This window comes from Radicibacter daui (assembly GCA_030657355.1).
Classification (GTDB): domain Bacteria; phylum Pseudomonadota; class Alphaproteobacteria; order Radicibacterales; family Radicibacteraceae; genus Radicibacter; species Radicibacter daui.
The window spans coordinates 1,643,471-1,661,289 of record CP131056.1 but is presented as its reverse complement, the minus strand read 5'-3'; the positions used below and the strand labels follow the sequence as shown (position 1 = coordinate 1,661,289).

The following is a 17,819-nucleotide window of genomic DNA, read 5'->3' as shown; positions in this document are numbered from 1 at the left end:
CGGAAGAACCCGATGAACCACAGCGCCGCCACCCTCTCCGCAAGCCTTACCGCCAAGCGCCTGCCGCTGGAGCGGGTACCGGTCATCGATGCCGCCGGCCTCTACAGCGACGATATCGCCGCACGCCGTAGCGTTGCCACGGCCCTACATCAGGCCTGCCGGGATATCGGCTTTTTCTACGTGGTCAATCACGGGCTGGAGCCGGCGCTGATGGCACGGACCTTCGAGCGCTCGCACGAATTCTTCAGCTTGCCGCTGGAAAAGAAGAATGAAATCGCCTTCCACAAATCCGCGCACAATCGCGGCTATGTGGCCATCGGCGTCGAGAAACTGGACCCGACCAAGAAGACGGACCTCAAGGAAGCGCTCAATTTCGGCCGCGAGGTTCAGCCGGGCGATCCGGAATTCGGCCAGCCGCTGCGCGGCCCAAACCAGTGGCCGGCGGACATGCCGGACTGGTGCGCCGATATCCGCCACTTCCGGTCCCGCGTGGATGATTTCGCCCAGCGCCTTGCCCGTGCCTTTGCCCTGTCGCTGGAGTTGCCGGAGGAGTGGTTTGCCGACAAGATCGACCGGCCGATTGCGACGCTGCGTTTCCTGCATTATCCGCCGCAGGGCGGTGCCATTGCCGAAGAACAGATCGGCGCCGGCGCGCATACCGACTACGGCATCTTTACCGTGCTGTTCCAGGATGAGGTCGGCGGGTTGCAGGTGCGCAATGTAGCCGGCGAATGGATCGATGCACCGCCTCTAGCCGGCGCTGCCGTCATCAATGTCGGCGACCTGATGATGCGCTGGACCAACGATCTTTATCTCTCCACGCCGCACCGCGTTATCAATGCCAGCGGGCGCGAGCGCTACTCGATCGCCTATTTCTTTGACCCGAACTATGACGCGCCGATCGAAACCATTCCCACCTGCATTCCGGCCGGGGAAGCGGCGCGGTATGAACCAACGACAGGCGGCGGTTTTATTGAGGCCAAGTTGAATGCGACCTATGCCAAGAAGATCGGGAGTCAGGCGGGGAAGGAAGGGTGAAAGCCCAGAGCCAATGCTTGTTCGAGGCTCATTACCCCCCTCCGCCCGCGTTGCGGGCACCTCCCCCGCCTTTCGGCAGGGGAGGGTTTCCCTCTCCGCGCGATAGCGGGGAGAGGGTGGCCCGCAGGGCCGGGTGAGGGTAATGACTCAATAACTGGCAAACACCCTCTCCACCTTGGCCAGAAACCGTGCCCGGCTCTCCGGCGTCGAGTCGTCCATACGATAATGGGCGAGTTTCAGCCGATGGCAGCGTTTTGCGCACAGGGCCCGGATGCCCCGCATGACCGTGCGCACCCCCGGGTCGCCTACCATCTGTATCCACCACCAGGGCGAGCCATAGGTAGTCACGATGGCAAGCCGCCTGATGTGCTGCATCAGCGGCCGGATCGGCTGGTTACCCTCCGGCATGGAGAAGGTGACATGCGGCACCCACACCCGCTCCAGCCAGCCCTTGAGCATGGCCGGCAGCCCGTACCACCAGGTGGGATAGACCAGCACCAGCGCCTCGCACCATTTGATGTGCTCAAGCTGCCCGGCCACCTTCTGCTCGTTGAGGCCGCGTTCGTGATAGTTGAGGCGGTCTTCCCGGCTCATCACCGGATCGAAGCCCTCGGCATAAAGATCGAGAAACCTGACTTCATGCCCGGCCTTGCCGAGCGATGACACCACTTGATCCGCCAGCGCCCGGTTATAGCTTTCCGCCACCGGATGGCTGTGAACGACCAGTACCCGCATCCTTTCCTCTCTGCCTTACGGCAGGGCACGGGCAGTCGGGACCATACCCGCACCGCAGCCCTGTAGCGGCAGCCTAGCAGGTTGCGTGCCGTTGCAGCGGGTTGTTGGTCAGGCGACCCTGCGACCGCCGATCAGGAACTCAACATTGCCTTCGGGGCCGGTAATCGGGCTTTCGGTAATGCCCAGCACTTCCCAGCCGGGAAGCGCCGCCAGCCAGCTGCAGATGGTCTCGCAAACCTCGGCATGCAGCTCAGGCTCACGCACAACGCCGCCCTTGCCCACACGCTCCTTGCCCACCTCGAACTGCGGCTTGATGAGCGCCACGAGAAAGGCGCCCGGCTTCGTCAGCGCCAGCGCTGCCGGCAGTACCGTGCGCAGGCCGATGAAGCTGGCGTCGCACACCACGATATCGGCGGGTTCGGGAATTTGCTCTGCCGTCAGGTGGCGGGCATTGGTCTTTTCCATGACCACGACGCGCTCATCGGTGCGCAATTTCCAGGCAAGTTGCCCCTGGCCGACATCGACGGCGTAAACCCTGGCCGCCCCGCCGGTCAACAGCACATCGGTAAAGCCACCGGTCGAGGCGCCCACATCGATGGCCGTGAAACCGGTGGGGTCGATGGCAAAAAAATCGAGCCCCTTCTGCAGCTTGAGACCGCCGCGGGAAACCCAGGGATGGTCCTGCCCGCGCACTTCCAGCGCCTGATCTTCCGATATCGGCTGGCCGGGCTTGGCCACGCGCGCCTCGCCGGAAAAGACCTTGCCGGCCATGATCAACGCCTGCGCCTTCGCGCGGCTTTCCACAAGGCCGCGCTCTACCAGCGCGACATCCGCCCGCAGCTTGTTATTCGCCATGGGGAAGCTCAGGCCCGCGCCACGTCGCCAATATCGTTGATGCGCAGCGCTTCCAGCGCCGTCGCCACGATATGGCAGGCATTGAGGCCGGCCTCGTCATACTGGTCGAAGGGCTTGGCCTGATCCTGGAAACGGTCCGGCAGGGTGAGCGGACGGATCTTGAGGCCGCCATCCAGCATGCCGGTGCGGGCCAGATGATGCAGGACCATGGAGCCGAAGCCACCCTCGGCGCCCTCTTCCAGCGTAATCAGCACTTCATGTTCGCGGGCAAGGCGGCGCACCAGATCGGTATCGAGCGGCTTGGCGAAGCGGGCATCGGCAACCGTGGTGCTGAGGCCGCGGGCGCCCAGCTCGCGGGCTGCCTTCTGCGCTTCGGCAAGGCGGGTGCCGAAGGAGAGGATGGCGACCTTGGTGCCTTCCTGAAGGATACGGCCCTTGCCGATTTCCAGCACAAGGCCGCGCTCGGGCAGCGGCACACCTTCCCCCTCCCCGCGCGGATAACGCAGGGCGGAGGGACGGTCATCGATCACGGCGGCGGTCGCCACCATGTGCTTCAGCTCCGCCTCATCGGCGGCCGCCATCAGCACAAGGCCGGGCAGCTGGCCAAGGAAGCCGATATCGAAGCTACCGGCATGCGTAGCGCCATCGGCGCCGACAAGGCCGGCACGGTCGATGGCAAAACGCACCGGAAGCTTCTGGATCGCCACATCATGCACGACCTGGTCATAGGCGCGCTGCAGGAAGGTGGAATAAATGGCCGCAAAGGGCTTGTAGCCTTCAGCCGCAAGGCCGGCCGCAAAGGTAACGGCATGCTGCTCGGCAATGCCGACATCAAAGCAGCGCTCCGGGAAGCGCGCGGCAAAACGGTTAAGGCCGGTGCCACCGGGCATGGCGGCGGTGATGGCGACAATGCGCTCGTCCCGCTCGGCCTCTTCCACCAGCGCGTCGGCAAACACCTGCGTATATTGCGGATTGCCCGGCGCGGCCTTGGCCTGGGCGCCGGTGACGACATCGAACTTGCTGACGCCGTGATACTTGTCGGCGGCATCCTCGGCCGGCTTGTAGCCCTTGCCCTTCTGGGTCACGACATGCACCAGCACCGGGCCGGTACCCTCGGTGTCGCGCACATTGGTCAGCACCGGCAGCAGATGGTCGAGATTGTGACCATCGATGGGGCCGACATAGAAGAAGCCCATCTCCTCAAACAGCGTGCCACCCATCACCATGCCACGGGCATATTCCTCGGCGCGCTTGACCGTATTGCGCACCGCACGCGGCATGTGGTTGGCAAGGTCGCGGCCCAGATTGCGCAGTGACTGGAACGGGCGCGAGGAAACCAGCGAGGAGAGATAGGCGCTCATCGCGCCCACCGGCGGGGCGATGGACATGTCGTTATCGTTGAGGATGACGATGAGGCGCGAGCGCATGGCGCCGGCATTGTTCATTGCCTCATAGGCCATGCCCGCGCTCATGGCGCCATCGCCGATCACGCAGATAACGTTGCGGCGTTCCTCGCCCTTGAGGTCGCTCGCCACCGCCATGCCGAGACCGGCGGAAATGGAGGTGGAACTGTGGGCCGCACCAAAGGGATCGTACTCGCTTTCTTCACGCTTGGTGAAGCCGCTGAGCCCATCCTTCTGGCGCAGCGTGCGAATGCGATCACGGCGCCCGGTCAGGATCTTGTGCGGGTAACACTGATGGCCGACATCCCAGATCAGGCGGTCGCGCGGCGTATCGAACACATAGTGGATGGCCGCCGTCAGCTCGACCACACCAAGGCCGGCGCCCAGATGCCCGCCGGTCACGGAGACGGCGTCGATGGTCTCCAGCCGCAGCTCATCGGCGACCTGACGCAGCTTTTCGGCCGGCAGTGCACGAAGGTCATCGGGCGTCTGGATGGTGTCGAGCAGCGGCGTGCGAGAGGTTGACATAAAAAGATAATCCCCTGAATTCGTCCCGGGAGCCAGCGTCAATGGCGGCGGTCGATGACGAAACGCGCAACCGCGCGCAGCATTTCCGCACGGCCTTCAAAAATAGCCAGGTGCCGTTCGGCCTGTTCCACCAGCATCCTTGCCTGGGCCCGCGCCCGCTCCACCCCCTGGATGGAAACGAAGGTCGCCTTGCCAAGGTCTGCGTCCTGCCCAACCGGCTTGCCTGCCGTCTCGGTATCGCCTTCGGCATCCAGCAGATCGTCGGCGATCTGGAAGGCAAGACCAAGGTCATGGGCATAGGCCCGCAGTGCCTGCCGCTGGGGGGCTGAAGCCTTGCCCAGAATGGCACCAGCCTCGGCAGAAAAGGCAATCAGCTCGCCGGTCTTCATGCGCTGCAGGCGGGAGACGGTGTGCAGTTCGAAAACCGTCGTCTCGGCGATGATGTCGAGCATCTGCCCGCCCACCATGCCGCGCCCGCCGGCGGCCTTTGCCAGCGCCTGCACCAGCGCCACACGCACCTGCGGGTCGGCATGGGTATCGGGCTCGGCCAGCACTTCGAAGGACAGCGTCAGCAGCGCATCACCGGCCAGAATGGCGGTGGCATCATCATAAAGCTTGTGCACCGTCGGCTGGCCGCGGCGCAGGTCGCTGTTATCCATGGCGGGCAAATCGTCATGCACCAGCGAATAGCAGTGCATGAACTCGATGGCCGCCGCCACGCGCAGCGCGCAGCCCGGATCGACACCGAAGAGCTTTGCCCCTTCCATGACCAAGAACGGCCGCAGCCGCTTGCCGCCATTGAGACAGGCATGGCGCATGGCATCGAAGAGCCGGGCTTCGGGCAGATCGCTTTTCGGCAGCATGAGCCCGATCTGCCGCTCCACCAGAGCGGCATTTTCGGCCATGGCTTGCGCCAGCGGCAGGGAGGCAACAGCCATTTGCCGGGTCAGCCGATTTCAACCGGCGTGGCGGTCAGCGAACCGTCGGCCTGCTGGGTGATGCGTTCGATGCGGGCATTGGCCTCGCCGAGCTTGCGCTCGCAGTGGCGGCGCAGCAGCGCCCCACGCTCATAGGCCGAGATCGCTTCATCCAGCTTGCCGCGCCCGTCCTCAAGCTGGCGCACGATGCCTTCCAGTTCGGCAAGAGCCGCCTCGAAGCTCATGGCTTCGATATCGGCCGGCAGCGCGGTGGAGTCGGGGGCAGCAGTGTTCGTCATCAAGCAATCCGGCAACTTTTATCGGGCGATGCCCGGGGTTTTCCCAAGCGCGCGTTTTGGCACATTCGGCCGGCCAAGTCCATCAACAGGCGGGTCCGCGGCAAAGCCCCTGCGGGCAGTTTGGCACGGCCTTGCCGCCTCTCTGCCGCCCCATTCAGCGGCAGGCCTTCGCAAACCTCTTTAAGTTAGTTAAAATTTTGCACGAAAATAATTCCAAGTGCTGATATGAGAGCCATATAACGCGACAAAGCGGGAGAAACCGTGCGCATTGTGCTGCTGTTGTGGCTGTTCCTGACCCTGGGTCTGCCCGCCACACCGGCGCTGGCACAGAACTCCATTGAAGACGGCGTTACCATCCTTTTTGACGAAAACGCCCATCCGCTGGCCTTTGCCGGCAAGAACCACGTTGCCGACGGGCTCTACCCCCGCATGGTCGCCGAAGCCTTCCGCCGCATGAAGGTGCCGGTGCGGCTCGAGGCGGTTCCCTGGACCCGCGCGCTGATGAGCGTAGATGCCGGCGCTGCCGGGATCGGCGGCCTCTACCAGACCGAACAACGTCTCCAGCATTACGATTATTCCGACCCGATCTATGAGGAGCGGGTGCTGCTCTATTTCCGCGCCGACCATCCGGTGGTGTTCGAGCATATTCGCGATCTTGACCATCTGCGCATCGGCGTGATGCGTGGCTGGGCTTATTGCCCCGGCTTCGACAAGGCCCGCGCCGAAGGGCGCCTGACCGCCGATACCGCCGACAATGACGACCAGAACCTCGCCAAACTCGCCGCCGGCCGTATCGACGCCATGCTGATGGTGGAGCCGCAGGATGGCAGCCTTCCCGCTCCCGGCGGCCTTCAGCTCGGCGTGGCGGCACGGCCCATCGCGGAAAATTCCGTTTACATCGCCTTCGACAAGAAGGCCGGCAAAACCGACCTCATCGCGCACTTCAACCAGGCGATTGAGGAGATGAAGACCGACGGCACCTATGGGGCACTGGTGGCCGAGGTAAAAGCCCCGGCCAGACCTTAGGCCAGCATCAGTTCGCGCACATGAATGGCGGCACATTGGCCAAGTGCGCCAAGGTCATAGCCGCCTTCCAGCGAAGAGACGAGCCGCCGCTTGCAGTGCCGCTCGGCAACCGCTGCCAGTTGCTGCGTTACCCAGGCAAAATCCGCGTTTTCGAGCCGCACTGTCGCCAGCGGATCGAAGAGATGGGCATCGAAGCCGGCGGAGATCATCACCAGTTCCGGGCGAAAGGCATCAAGCGCCGGGATCAGACGGTCGCTGACGAGCGCACGGAAAACATCCGCCTTCGAATAGGGCGCCATGGGCAAATTGAGAATATTGCCGGCGACCCCGGTTTCTTCTTCCCGCCCGGTGCCGGGATAACAGGGAAACTCGTGGGTCGAGGCATAAAAGACACCCGGCTCATCCCAGAAGATCGCCTGGGTGCCATTGCCGTGATGAACATCGAAATCGATGATCGCGACCCGCTCGATGCCATGCGCCGCCCGGGCATGGGCAGCGCCGACAGCGATGTTGTTGAACAGGCAAAAGCCCATCGCGCGGTCGGCCTCGGCATGGTGGCCCGGCGGGCGCACGGCACAGAAGGCGTTGATCGCCTTGCCGGTCATCACAAGGTCCACGGCCAGGCACACGGCGCCTGCCGCCCTCAGCGCGGCTTCTCCGCTGCCCGGGGACAACACGGTATCGCTGTCGATATAGCGCAAGCCCTCTTCGGGCAGGCTGTCGAGGATGCCGTCGACCAGCCCCTTGGTGTGAACGCGCAGCAACTGCTCGCCGGTGGCGCGCGGCGCATCGTGGCGGGCGAGGAACTGGAACTCCTCCCCCTCCAGCGCCTGCATGACCGCGCGCAGGCGGTCCGGGCACTCGGGATGGCCAAGGCCGGTATCGTGCGCAAGGCAGGCCGCGTGGGAAATCAGCGCCGTGCTCAAGATGCCCCCTTCTCGATCACGAAGCGCAGGATGCCGTCCTCACCCGTGCCGCTTTCCAGCAGCCGGTGGCCAGCCATGCGGCAGAACTCCGGAAAATCCCTGAGCGCAGCCTCGTCGGTGGCGCTCACCGTCAAACGATCGCCGGCGGCAAGCGGCTTCAGCGCGCGCCGGGCGGTCAGGATAGGCATCGGGCAGATCAGCCCGGTTGCATCGAGGAAGTGCGTTTCAGCCATGGCGCGATGCTAAAGCAACAGCGCCCCGGATGGAAACATCCGGGGCGCTGCAACAATCATCGAAAACGTGACGCCGCTTTCTCTGGCGTTATTTCCAGTTCTTGAGCGGGACATCCACCAGCACCAGCTCGCTTTCCTCAAGCGCCTCGATGGTGATGGACGTCTCGTCCTGAACAGCCAGACCGTCGCGGGTTTCAAGGACCTGGCTGCCGATCTTCAACCGGCCGGTCGCCGGCACAAGATAGGCACCGCGCCCGGCACCCAGATGGTGAGTGACCGACTCGCCGGCCTTGATGGTGGCCGCCAGCAGCGCCGCATCCTGATGGATGGGCAGCGCGCCATCGTCGCCCTCACGGCCCGACGCCATGACCACCAGCTTGCCGGCATCCGTCGCCTCGGGGAACTGGCGGGCCTGCCACTGGGGCTTCACGTCGCGGCTGTTCGGCTGGATCCAGATCTGGAAGATCTGGGTCTCGCCGGGCTCAAGATTATATTCGGCATGAACGATGCCGGAGCCCGCGCTCATCACCTGCACTTCGCCATGCGAGGTGCGGCCCTGGTTGCCCAGGCTGTCGCGGTGGCTGATGGCACCCTTTCGCACATAGGTAATGATTTCCATGTGCTCATGCGGGTGCGGATCGAAGCCGGTGCCGGCATTGATCGTGTCGTCATTCCACACGCGCAGCGGCCCGAACCCCATGCGCTTCGGATCCCAGTAATGGCCGAAGGAGAAGTGATGGCGGGCATTGAGCCAGTCGTTGGTGAACCGGCCGAGGCTGCCAAAGGGGATATGGGTCATCATTTTCAGGCACTCCTTGCGCTGCGTGGGGGCAAGGGCGGGGTCCGGCCCGATCTGGCCGGACCCCGCTGACGGTTACCCGTGCAGCTTCTTGGTGATTTCTGCAACATGGCGGCCCTGGAAGCGGGCCATGCCGAGCTCGCGCTCGGACGGCATGCGGGAGCCATCGCCATCGGAAATGGTGGAGGCGCCGTAGGGGCTGCCGCCATGGACTTCCGTGACACCCATCTGGTCAGCGCAGCTGTAGGGCAGGCCGACGATGACCATGCCGTGATGCAGCAGGGTGGTGTGGAAGCTGAGAATGGTGGATTCCTGGCCGCCATGCTGGGTGGCGGTGGAGGTGAAGACGCTGCCGATCTTGCCGATCAGCTTGCCGGTGAACCACAGGCCACCGGTTTGGTCGAGGAAGTTGCGCATCTGGGAGGCGGCGACACCGAAGCGGGTCGGCGCACCGAAGATGATGGCGTCGTATTCGGCCAGTTCGTCGACCGTGGCGATCGGCGCCGCCTGATCCAGCTTGAAGTGGGAAGCCTTCGCCACTTCTTCCGGCACCAGTTCCGGCACGCGCTTGACGACGACGCTGGCGCCGGTTTCGGCGACGCCTTCGGCAACGGCCTTGGCCATCACTTCAAGGTGACCGTAGCTGCTGTAATAGAGAACCAGAACCTTAGCCATCGTGAAGACCCCTCTTCGCAGGTGAATGGTTTCGCCGCCGTTCCTGAGAGGGGTATGCCCGCCCGGCCCGACTGGCTGGTGACTACTATCTAGTCCATGGGCTGGATTGAATAAATCCACCCATGGGGCAACGGATTGTCCTGAAATCGAGAACAGCTGAAAAATCAGGGGCCAAAAGAAAAGCCGGAAAGGAAGGCCCTCTCCGGCTTTTGAGCCGACCGGAAGCCCAGGCGGCCGGCCACTATTTCACGCCAGCTCAGGCGTTGATCAACCGGTTGCGCCCGGCCCCGAGCCCCGCAACCACGCCCCCGGCTCCGATGGCAAGGAAGAGGATTGTTGCGGCGGAGAAGCCGCCGGTCCAGTCACGCAGCACGCCCACCAGCAGCGGCCCGGTCGCGGCCATCATGTAACCGAAGCTCTGCGCCATGCTGGAGAGACGGGCTGCGGTGTGGCTGTCGGGCGTGCGCAGCACGATGATGGTGAGCGCGACGGCAATCAGGCTGCCCTGCCCCACCCCTTGCAGGAAGGCCCAGAACCAGACCGACCAGAGCGGGGCGAAAATGCAGCCGATGAAACCGCCGACCGCCAGCAGCATGATGATCACATTGATGAGCCGCTGATCGCGTCCGCGCACGGCAATTGCCGGCGCCAGCAGGCAAGCCGCCGTCTGCACCAGCACGGAGAAGGAAACCACCATCCCTGCGGTTGCCGCATCCATGCCGCGCTCGCGCAGGATGGGCGCCAGCCAGCCGAAGACACAGTAGGCCAGTGCCGATTGCAGCCCCATGAAGAAGGTGACCTGCCAGGCAAGGGGGCTGCGCCACAGCTTGTTGCGGGGGGCGGCCCCATGGCTGCCTGCGGGAGCACCGGCAGACAGGGCCTGCGGCAGCCACAGCAGGGCAACGAGGACGGCCGGCACCGCCCAGAAGGCAAGCGCCATCGACCAGGACCCGAAGCCGCGCTCAAGCGGCACGGTAACGCCCGCCGCCGTCGCCGCGCCGCCACATAGCGCCATTGTATAAAGCCCGGTCATCAGGGCGACCTGCTGCGGAAAATCACGCTTCACAAGGCCTGGCAACAGCACATTGACGATGGCAATTGCCGCGCCGGCAAGCGCGGAGCCGAGAATGAGGACCCCCGCCTGCTCCACCCCGCGCAGCGCGGTGCCGATGGCCAGCAGCAGCAAAAGCATGAGGATCGTCCGCTCAGGCCCGAAGCGACGGGCAAGACCCGGGGCAAAGGGCGCGAACACACCGAGGCAGAGCACCGGCAGCGTGGTCATGAGGCTGGCGGTGGAGGCAGAAAGCCCAAGCGCCTGCCGGGCTTCCGGCAGGACGGTGGAGAGGCTGGAGAAGACAGGGCGCAGGTTGAAGGAGACGAGCACGAGGCTCACGCCCAGCACCAGCCGGCCGAGCGGGCCGAAAACCGGGGTCGGCGGCACTGGGATATCTCCCTCGTCCGCTGCCTCGGCCTCGATCAGCAACTCGTCAGCCAGTGTCAGTTCTTGCGGGTCGGGGCCCGCGGAAGGGTGGTTGTCAGGCAGTGTCATTCTGGGGGTCCATGGTGGCGAGGCCTTGCTTGACCGCAGGCTTCAATTTTCTGTTTCGGAACTGTCCTCGAGCGCGCGCGTCAGCCTGGCCAGCAGCGGCGCGATCATGATTTTTACCGCCGCCACGGCACCATCGGCGTCATGGGCGGCAAGCGCCGTAACGATGGCATCGTGCTGCGGACGGTCAGGCTCGGGCATCCAGGGCTTGCGGGTTTCGGCAATGGTTTCGGCGACCGAGGCCGAAAACCACTCGTAAAGCGCCTCCAGCGCCGAATTGCCGGAAAGCGCAACCAGCCGGCGGTGAAAGGCAAGGTCGCGCTCGACAAAATCCGCCGGCCGTGCGGCATCCCGCGCCTCCAGCAAGCCCGTGAGTTCGGCGATGTCGGCGGGATTGCAGCGGGGCGCCGCGAGGCGAGCCGCCTCGCTCTCCAGCATGCAGCGTACCTCCAGCCGCTCCTTGAGGCTGGCAAGGCCCAGCCGTTGCACCATGCCGGTGCCGTCAGCCTGGCTGCGCACATAGGTGCCGGAGCCCTGACGAACCTCCAGCAAACCGGCCGCCGCGAGCACACGCACAGCCTCGCGCACGGTGCCGCGACTCACCTTCAACAGATCGGCAAGGGCGGGTTCCGGTGGAATGCGCCCGCCCACCGCCCAGCGTCCGGCCGCAATCCCGGCCCGCAGGGCGCTGACGGTTTCATCGACCAGAGAAGCACGGTTCAGCTGCATGGCGGCATGCCGCTCCAAAACATCAAGTCATCGGATGATTTGATGTATTTCGCACCCAGCCATCCGTCAAGTCTGGCAAAAGAGCGGAAAGGGACGGAAGCGACATGCACGACCAGCACGCGCCACCCGCGTCCACTCACCACCCCGCACTGCAGCGATGCGTTCTGGAACGCGGCGCCGGGCTGGCGTATGACAGGGCTCATGCGCCGGCGCCCGCGAAGGAAGCGCCCGCCGGCAGGGCGGAGATGCATGTACAGACACATCGATTCCAGCGAACCGACTTTTTCGTTGGGCCTTAAACTGCGCCTGCTCAACTGGGGGCTGGTGTTTCTGGTCACGCTGATCTCGGGGATCGGTGCCGCGCTGCTCTATTCGGCTGCCGGCGGCAATCTGCAACCCTGGGCCATCCGCCAGATCACGCGCTTTGGCATCGGTTTCGTGCTGATGCTCATGCTGGCGATGGTCGATATCCGCGTCTTCCTGCGCTACGCCTACATCCTGCACGGGATCGCGATCTTCCTGCTCGTGGTCGTGGAGGTGAAAGGCAAGATCGGCATGGGCGCCCAGCGCTGGATCGATCTCGGCGTCTTCCAGCTGCAACCGTCGGAGCTTGCCAAGATCACGCTGGTGCTGGCGCTGGCGCGGTATTTCCACGGCCTTACCTACGAGCAGGTGGGCAAGCCACTGGTGCTGTTGCCGCCGCTGGCGATGATCTTCATCCCCGTCGGGCTCGTGCTGCTGCAGCCCAATCTTGGCACGGCCACCATCCTGACGCTGGTCGGCGGCTCGCTGATGCTGATGTCCGGCGTGCGCCTTTGGAAATTCCTCATCATCATCGTCGCCGGCGTCTCGGCACTCCCGGTGCTCTGGGAGTTCATGCACGACTACCAGAAACAGCGCGTCTACACCTTCCTCGATCCGGAGCGCGATCCGCTCGGCGCCGGCTACAACATCATGCAATCCAAGATTGCCTTCGGCTCCGGCGGCCTTATTGGCCAGGGCTTCATGAATGGCAGCCAGAGCCAGCTGCGCTTCCTGCCGGAAAAGGAAACCGACTTCATCTTCACCCTGCTGGGAGAAGAATTCGGCCTCATCGGCACGCTCTTCGTGCTCGGGCTTTTCCTGCTGGTGCTGATCTACGGCTTTGCCATCGCGCTTTCCGCGCGCATGCAGTTCTCCCGGCTGGTGGCCGGCGGCATCACCATCAACATCTTTTTCTATATCTTCATCAATGTCGCGATGGTGACCGGCATCATCCCGGTGGTCGGCATTCCCATGCCGCTCGTCTCCTATGGCGGCACCGCCATGCTCACCACCATGATCGCGACCGGCATCCTGCTCAGCGTCTCGATCCACCGCGAGGTGAAGGTGCCGCGCGTCTTTAGCTCGGACTCGCTCTGATATCAGGCGAAGTCCGCTCTCTTTTGAGAGCGGACCTCCGAAGGTTCAGGCAATGCCAAGCGGATTGGCGATGCGTAGGCGCCAGTTTCCGTCACCGCAGCGTTCGGCAACCTGAGTGGCGGTGCCCTGCCCTTCCTCGTCTCCGCGGCCCTGAACCGGAACGCGGATTTCCCAGTCCAGAAGCAGCAACGCTGTGTCCCCGCTGACCAGTACGCGCCGGATCCTGTTGTGAAGGACTGGCCTAGCCGCGAGGAGATGCCGCAGATGCTCGCGCAGGGACGCGGCGCCTCCGGCAACAGTGACGCCATCGGTCATCCGCATCACTGCCTGCGGATGGAAAAGCGACAGCACTCCGTCGATATCGCCACGGTTAAAGGCCTCATCGAACGCGCCGGGGATATCTTCCGGAGTGGGGGTGGCCGAAGTAGCGGACAGGCCCGCGACGAAATCGGCAAGCAGGGCTCCGACTTCCTCCGGCGCTTCCAGCGGCAACAGATGGCCGGCGCCGGCAACAACCGACAGACGGGCCTCAGGCAGGGAGGGCAGCACCACCGACCGCAGCATCTCCACACTGTCGACCTTGTCCAGCTCGCCGCCGATTACGAGAACCGGAACCTCGATATCGGCAAGGTTGGCACTGACATCCTCAACGATAGCCCGCGCAGGCCAACTCTCCCGGGCTGCCGGCGACCCGGCGAGGCTGCCTGAAATTACCTGCTCCCGCAGATGAGAAGGCAGGGCCCGGCCTGTCAGCACATTGTCGACTGTCCATCCGGCAGACTGCCCGGTTGTATAGGCTGCAGCCATCCCCTCTCGCTCAGCCGCAGAAAGATGCTTGCCTTGCGCGGGAGACGGAGCCACCAGCACCAGGCCGGCAAGGCCAGACGGACGCCGCGATGCCAGCAACTGCGCAACCTTGCCACCCATGGAGTGACCGACCAGAACGTAACGCTGCAGGCCGAGGCTGGATATGGCCGCCGCCACGTCGTCCGCCATCGTCGCGATGTCATATCCGTCCGCGGGCCGGTCCGAGCCACCCCAGCCCCGGGCATCCAGCGCGATAGTTCGCAGCTCGTCAGGCAGCGTGTCGATCAGGAGACGCCAACTCTGCGCGGTGCCGCCCCAATAGTGCAGGAATACCAGCGCTACATCGCCGTCGCCCTGATCTTGCGCCTGCAACATAATCCCGTTGGCCGATATCTTCATGATGTCCATCCCGTTTTCAACAACCCCTGTCAGGGCACGGGCGGAACATTAAATCTACTTCTTATGAGTGATAATTATCTGTTATTTTCATACATTCGATAACTACGAGATATAATCTGCCATGGATCGGCTTACCGGCCTTGCAGTGCTTGTTGCCGCCGTCGATGAGGGCAGCCTTGCAGCGGCAGCACGCCGTCTGGGCATGACGCCTGCAATGGCCGGCAAGCATCTCGCCACCCTGGAGACACTGCTGGGCGCGCGCCTCCTGCAACGCACAACGCGCAAGCTGCACCTGACGGAGGCCGGCCGGGACTATTACGAGCGCAGCGTCCACATTCTCACCTGCCTTGAAGATGCCGACCGCGCCGCCGCTGCCCTGCAGGAAAAACCCCGTGGCATCTTGCGCCTCACCGCACCGACAACCTTCGGCGCCCTTCATCTGGGCGGCCCCATAGCCGAGTATCTGCGCCGGTATCCCGACGTGCGGGTGGAGATGAACCTCGACGACCGGTTTGCCGACCTGATCGACGCCGGTTTCGATCTGGCGATCCGGATCGGCTCCCTGCCCGATTCAACACTCATTGCCCGCCGTTTCGCCGAGAGCCCGATGATGGCCTGTGCAGCGCCTTCCTATCTCGCGGGCAAGGAGACTCCCCGGACCCCGGCGGCGCTGGCCCGGCTTGACTGTCTGGCGTTCAGTCGCGCCCGGTCACCCGGCGACTGGAGTTTTGCCGACAAAACCGGCCGCCCACAAAAGGTGGAAGGTCCGGCCCGGTTCATGGCTGACAATATGGAGACCTTGCTCGCCGCAGCGCTGGCGGGGGGCGGCATCCTCTATGGCCCGGCCTTCGTGCTGGGCGCCCATGTGGCGCGCGGCGCACTGGTACAGCTGCTGCCAGACTACACGACAGAGAGCCTAGGCATTCACGCCGTCTATCCGTCAGCCCGGCATGTGGGCACCAAGGTGCGCCATTTTATCGACCTGCTGGAAGAATGGTTCGGCGCGAACCCGCGTTGGTGACCGCCCCCACGCCGTCGGCAGGAATTAACGCAGGTTGATCTGCGGGGAGGCGGCCATTGAGGTTGCGGTCGGGATCGCCTGGGCCATGTAATCGCCCAGCCCCTTGGCCCGATGTTCCGGCTGAACGGTCCCGCCCGTATTGGACGCGACGGCCGTGGTGGCGCCGCCCTGATGCAGCGTGCCCTGCTGGGCGACCACCTGCTTGCCCGGCACGCGGTTGACGAGGCTGTTGAAGAAGGCTGTCGGCTGGCGCGGCAACACCGGGCCCGGCGCCGTTGCCTCATCCGTTGCGTCCGGGAAGGCGGCGAGCTGGGTTCCGGCAACCCCGAGGGAGCCAGCACGCGGCGCCATGGTCATGTCATCCCCGGCCGTGCCGGCCAGCAGGCCCGTCATCGATTGCGAGGGCGACATCGGGTTACGACCAGCGGAGGCATAAAGCGTTTGCTGCAGGTCCGCCGCACCTTTCAGGCCCTGCCAGATCGAGGCGATCTTGGCGTTGTACTTCGCCTTCAGCGACGGCGTGGCGGAGTGATAGAAGCCAACGGCGGAGACCCAGTTGCCCTCGCGCTGCTTGAGGCTGTTCAGCAGATTGATCGCATAACCGACATTGGCGCGGGGGTCGAACGCCTCTTCCAGCGAGGCGAAGGCATCGGGATGGGCACGCAGGTTGATCTGCATGCAGCCGACATCAATGTTGGTTTCCCCCCGCGCCTGCAGCTGGCGCACATAGGCAATCGCTGCCTGCTTGTTGGGGAGATATTCGCCATCGCCGCCATTGGTGACCGTCCACGGCCAGGGATAGGAACGCTTCTGTTCCGGCACCCAGCGCCCGCTCTCGCCGATGGCGATTGCCTGAAGCAGCTTGGGCGGCACGCTATAGCGGCGCTCGGCAACAGCGATCTCATTCAGGCAGATTTCGGAACCGCGCATGGCCGGGTCAGCCGGCGCCCGCATGCCATTGCTGGCGGCAAAATAGGGCAAGGCTGGCAAGGCGGCCTGCTGCGCGGCTTCATTGCGCGCCGCCAGCATCCGTCCCAGGGCGAGGTTTCGCTGTTCGGTCAGGCTACCGGCATGGGCAGGGCGGACAAGGCCGAAAAGTTGCATCAGCACGGCAACGGCAACAGCCGCCAGCACCAGCGGCCACCACCGCCGCGGCGCCGCGCCTGACCTTGTGAAATGCAAACCTGTCCGGGTCATTCGTGCCTACCTTCAAGAAACCTGCCCTGAAGGAAAGCAACCACCGTGCCAGCCCGCCCGGCATTGGCCCGGCAACGGGCAAAGAAAAAGGGCGGCGACCCGTCGGTCGTCCCGCCCCTTTTACCCAAACCCTTTAAAACCAGAAACTTGCCGTCCGGCGAGCTGCCACCCCTGGCAGCCCGGCGACGATCAGGCACCGAGCCCGTACGCCAAAAGACCCCAGGAACCCATGGCCACAATCAGGCTGACACCGGCAACGATATCCTTGAGCACCATCCAGCTACGCATCGCTCTCTCCTTGATCTTGAGGCCGCGGGGGCGACCGAGGTCGAAAGGCGTTTGCCTTTTGTTCACGTGAACAGTGACAGAACATTTTCCACATGACAAGATCAAAATGAGAACATTTGCAGAAAATTTGAGAACACCGTTCCCCTGTGGCCGGAATGATGGCCGCTAAAGGGCCCTGGCGGCAGGCCCCGTCAGCATCACCAGTTTCAGATCCGGACGCGCTGCGGGCAGCAGGCTTACCTGCTCGTACCGGTGCACCTCGTCCCCTGCCCCCCGGAAAAGCCGCTCCCCGCCATCGCGGCCATAAACCTGCTGCTCGCGCCACCCGACGGCAAAAACCGCACTGGCGGCAAGCAGCTCCTCCACCAGCGCGGTCATCGGCCCTTCCTCCAGATGGCGGCTGTAATCGGCACGAAACTCGGCGAGCACACGCCGCGCCCGCTCATCCCAGTCGACGATCAGCCGCCGGGCGACGGGATGGAGAAAAACGAAGCGCAGCAGATTGTGGTCTTCAGGCCGGTCGAGCCATCCGGCGAACAGCCTCTCTGCCGCCGGGTTCCAGGCCATAAGGTTCCAGCGATGATCCATGAGATAGGCGGGGCACCCTGTCGCCGTTAAGGCAGCCTGCAAGGCGGGCGGTGCGGCCTGGCTGCCGCCCGCCTCATCATGATGCAGGGCGGGATCGCGTTTGCCGGTGAGGTCGAAGAGATAGGCACGCTCTGCCGGCGTCAGCTGCAAGGCCTCGGCCAGCCGGGTCAGCGCATGCGGGGATACAGAGATGTCCCGTCCCTGTTCCATCCAGCAATACCAGGTCGCGCTGAGGCCGGCGAGATGGGCCACCTCCTCGCGCCGGAGGCCGGGCGTGCGCCGCCGGCCGGTAACGGCAAGGCCGGCACTTTCCGGGCTGAGGCGGGCCCGATGGGCTTTCAGGAACTCTCCCAGCGCACGCCGCTGGGCTTCTGACGGAGTCTTGCTCATGGCAGTTTTTATACCAGTA

The 17,819-nt window shown here is 64.3% G+C and carries 18 protein-coding genes; 4 read left to right on the top strand and 14 right to left on the bottom strand.

All coding sequences use genetic code 11. From position 1 onward, the window contains the following. Positions 1-12: 12 nt before the first annotated feature. Positions 13-1,038 carry an isopenicillin N synthase family dioxygenase gene (locus tag QTL98_RS07850; RefSeq protein WP_445681665.1) on the top strand — a complete coding sequence of 342 codons (1,026 nt, stop codon included), beginning with the start codon at positions 13-15 and terminating at the stop codon, positions 1,036-1,038. A gap of 147 nt (positions 1,039-1,185) precedes the next feature. Here QTL98_RS07850 and QTL98_RS07845 read toward each other — a convergent pair whose 3' ends face one another. The 5 genes from QTL98_RS07845 to QTL98_RS07825 form a co-directional block, all read right to left on the bottom strand. Beyond that, a complete protein-coding gene (locus tag QTL98_RS07845) occupies positions 1,186-1,773 on the bottom strand; it encodes an NAD(P)H-dependent oxidoreductase (protein WP_445681664.1) in 588 nt (195 codons plus the stop codon). Positions 1,774-1,881: 108 nt separating this feature from the next. Further along, positions 1,882-2,628 carry a TlyA family RNA methyltransferase gene (locus tag QTL98_RS07840; RefSeq protein WP_445681663.1) on the bottom strand — a complete coding sequence of 249 codons (747 nt, stop codon included), beginning with the start codon at positions 2,626-2,628 and terminating at the stop codon, positions 1,882-1,884. Positions 2,629-2,636: 8 nt separating this feature from the next. Then, entirely contained in the window at positions 2,637-4,559 is a 1,923-nt protein-coding gene (dxs, locus tag QTL98_RS07835) for a 1-deoxy-D-xylulose-5-phosphate synthase (RefSeq protein ID WP_445681662.1), read from the bottom strand. Positions 4,560-4,597: 38 nt separating this feature from the next. Beyond that, positions 4,598-5,497: a polyprenyl synthetase family protein gene (locus QTL98_RS07830; RefSeq protein ID WP_445681661.1), complete on the bottom strand. Its 900-nt coding sequence runs from the start codon at positions 5,495-5,497 to the stop codon at positions 4,598-4,600. Between the two features lie 8 nt (positions 5,498-5,505). Beyond that, complete coding sequence (locus QTL98_RS07825; RefSeq protein ID WP_445681660.1) at positions 5,506-5,775, bottom strand: exodeoxyribonuclease VII small subunit; 270 nt, start codon at positions 5,773-5,775, stop codon at positions 5,506-5,508. Between the two features lie 261 nt (positions 5,776-6,036). Here QTL98_RS07825 and QTL98_RS07820 point away from each other — a divergent pair, with 261 nt between their 5' ends. Next, positions 6,037-6,801: a substrate-binding periplasmic protein gene (locus QTL98_RS07820; protein WP_445681659.1), complete on the top strand. Its 765-nt coding sequence runs from the start codon at positions 6,037-6,039 to the stop codon at positions 6,799-6,801. Here QTL98_RS07820 and QTL98_RS07815 read toward each other — a convergent pair. From QTL98_RS07815 to QTL98_RS07790, 6 genes are all read right to left on the bottom strand, one after another. Beyond that, positions 6,798-7,727 carry a histone deacetylase family protein gene (locus QTL98_RS07815; RefSeq protein ID WP_445681658.1) on the bottom strand — a complete coding sequence of 310 codons (930 nt, stop codon included), beginning with the start codon at positions 7,725-7,727 and terminating at the stop codon, positions 6,798-6,800. The genes QTL98_RS07820 and QTL98_RS07815 overlap by 4 nt on opposite strands. Next, positions 7,724-7,960, bottom strand: a complete 237-nt coding sequence (locus QTL98_RS07810; protein WP_445681657.1) for a sulfurtransferase TusA family protein — start codon at positions 7,958-7,960, stop codon at positions 7,724-7,726. Before QTL98_RS07810 ends, QTL98_RS07815 begins: the two co-directional genes overlap by 4 nt. Positions 7,961-8,048: 88 nt before the next feature. Next, positions 8,049-8,762, bottom strand: coding sequence for a pirin family protein (locus tag QTL98_RS07805; RefSeq protein ID WP_445681656.1), 714 nt, complete (start codon positions 8,760-8,762; stop codon positions 8,049-8,051). Positions 8,763-8,834: 72 nt separating this feature from the next. Then, complete coding sequence (wrbA, locus tag QTL98_RS07800; protein ID WP_445681655.1) at positions 8,835-9,434, bottom strand: NAD(P)H:quinone oxidoreductase; 600 nt, start codon at positions 9,432-9,434, stop codon at positions 8,835-8,837. A gap of 256 nt (positions 9,435-9,690) precedes the next feature. Continuing rightward, a complete protein-coding gene (locus QTL98_RS07795; protein ID WP_445681654.1) occupies positions 9,691-10,983 on the bottom strand; it encodes a CynX/NimT family MFS transporter in 1,293 nt (430 codons plus the stop codon). A gap of 42 nt (positions 10,984-11,025) precedes the next feature. Beyond that, positions 11,026-11,709 carry a FadR/GntR family transcriptional regulator gene (locus QTL98_RS07790; protein WP_445681653.1) on the bottom strand — a complete coding sequence of 228 codons (684 nt, stop codon included), beginning with the start codon at positions 11,707-11,709 and terminating at the stop codon, positions 11,026-11,028. A 249-nt stretch (positions 11,710-11,958) separates the two neighbouring features. On the opposite strand from QTL98_RS07790, the gene rodA reads away from it, so the two are divergent. Further along, the gene (rodA, locus tag QTL98_RS07785; protein ID WP_445681652.1) at positions 11,959-13,110 is read left to right on the top strand and encodes a rod shape-determining protein RodA; all 1,152 of its coding nucleotides are present in this window, start codon (positions 11,959-11,961) and stop codon (positions 13,108-13,110) included. A 45-nt stretch (positions 13,111-13,155) separates the two neighbouring features. On the opposite strand, the gene QTL98_RS07780 is transcribed toward rodA, so the two are convergent. Beyond that, entirely contained in the window at positions 13,156-14,316 is a 1,161-nt protein-coding gene (locus QTL98_RS07780; RefSeq protein WP_445681651.1) for an alpha/beta fold hydrolase, read from the bottom strand. Positions 14,317-14,437: 121 nt separating this feature from the next. On the opposite strand from QTL98_RS07780, the gene QTL98_RS07775 reads away from it, so the two are divergent. Further along, a complete protein-coding gene (locus QTL98_RS07775) occupies positions 14,438-15,337 on the top strand; it encodes a LysR family transcriptional regulator (RefSeq protein WP_445681650.1) in 900 nt (299 codons plus the stop codon). Between the two features lie 24 nt (positions 15,338-15,361). On the opposite strand, the gene QTL98_RS07770 is transcribed toward QTL98_RS07775, so the two are convergent. Beyond that, positions 15,362-16,534: a lytic transglycosylase domain-containing protein gene (locus QTL98_RS07770; protein ID WP_445681649.1), complete on the bottom strand. Its 1,173-nt coding sequence runs from the start codon at positions 16,532-16,534 to the stop codon at positions 15,362-15,364. 453 nt (positions 16,535-16,987) lie between these two features. Further along, positions 16,988-17,800 carry a helix-turn-helix transcriptional regulator gene (locus QTL98_RS07765; protein ID WP_445681648.1) on the bottom strand — a complete coding sequence of 271 codons (813 nt, stop codon included), beginning with the start codon at positions 17,798-17,800 and terminating at the stop codon, positions 16,988-16,990. Between the last annotated feature and the right edge of the window lie 19 nt (positions 17,801-17,819).

Excerpts from the sequence above, each read along its gene's own strand:
- QTL98_RS07775 (WP_445681650.1), top strand. The coding sequence starts at position 14,438 with ATGGATCGGCTTACCGGCCTTGCAGTGCTTGTTGCCGCCGTCGATGAG.
- QTL98_RS07810 (WP_445681657.1), bottom strand. The coding sequence starts at position 7,960 with ATGGCTGAAACGCACTTCCTCGATGCAACCGGGCTGATCTGCCCGATG.
- QTL98_RS07825 (WP_445681660.1), bottom strand. The coding sequence starts at position 5,775 with ATGACGAACACTGCTGCCCCCGACTCCACCGCGCTGCCGGCCGATATC.
- QTL98_RS07850 (WP_445681665.1), top strand. The coding sequence starts at position 13 with ATGAACCACAGCGCCGCCACCCTCTCCGCAAGCCTTACCGCCAAGCGC.
- rodA (WP_445681652.1), top strand. The coding sequence starts at position 11,959 with ATGTACAGACACATCGATTCCAGCGAACCGACTTTTTCGTTGGGCCTT.
- QTL98_RS07805 (WP_445681656.1), bottom strand. The coding sequence starts at position 8,762 with ATGATGACCCATATCCCCTTTGGCAGCCTCGGCCGGTTCACCAACGAC.
- QTL98_RS07845 (WP_445681664.1), bottom strand. The coding sequence starts at position 1,773 with ATGCGGGTACTGGTCGTTCACAGCCATCCGGTGGCGGAAAGCTATAAC.
- QTL98_RS07780 (WP_445681651.1), bottom strand. The coding sequence starts at position 14,316 with ATGAAGATATCGGCCAACGGGATTATGTTGCAGGCGCAAGATCAGGGC.
- QTL98_RS07840 (WP_445681663.1), bottom strand. The coding sequence starts at position 2,628 with ATGGCGAATAACAAGCTGCGGGCGGATGTCGCGCTGGTAGAGCGCGGC.
- QTL98_RS07790 (WP_445681653.1), bottom strand. The coding sequence starts at position 11,709 with ATGCAGCTGAACCGTGCTTCTCTGGTCGATGAAACCGTCAGCGCCCTG.
- QTL98_RS07830 (WP_445681661.1), bottom strand. The coding sequence starts at position 5,497 with ATGGCTGTTGCCTCCCTGCCGCTGGCGCAAGCCATGGCCGAAAATGCC.
- wrbA (WP_445681655.1), bottom strand. The coding sequence starts at position 9,434 with ATGGCTAAGGTTCTGGTTCTCTATTACAGCAGCTACGGTCACCTTGAA.
- dxs (WP_445681662.1), bottom strand. The coding sequence starts at position 4,559 with ATGTCAACCTCTCGCACGCCGCTGCTCGACACCATCCAGACGCCCGAT.
- QTL98_RS07770 (WP_445681649.1), bottom strand. The coding sequence starts at position 16,534 with ATGACCCGGACAGGTTTGCATTTCACAAGGTCAGGCGCGGCGCCGCGG.
- QTL98_RS07795 (WP_445681654.1), bottom strand. The coding sequence starts at position 10,983 with ATGACACTGCCTGACAACCACCCTTCCGCGGGCCCCGACCCGCAAGAA.
- QTL98_RS07765 (WP_445681648.1), bottom strand. The coding sequence starts at position 17,800 with ATGAGCAAGACTCCGTCAGAAGCCCAGCGGCGTGCGCTGGGAGAGTTC.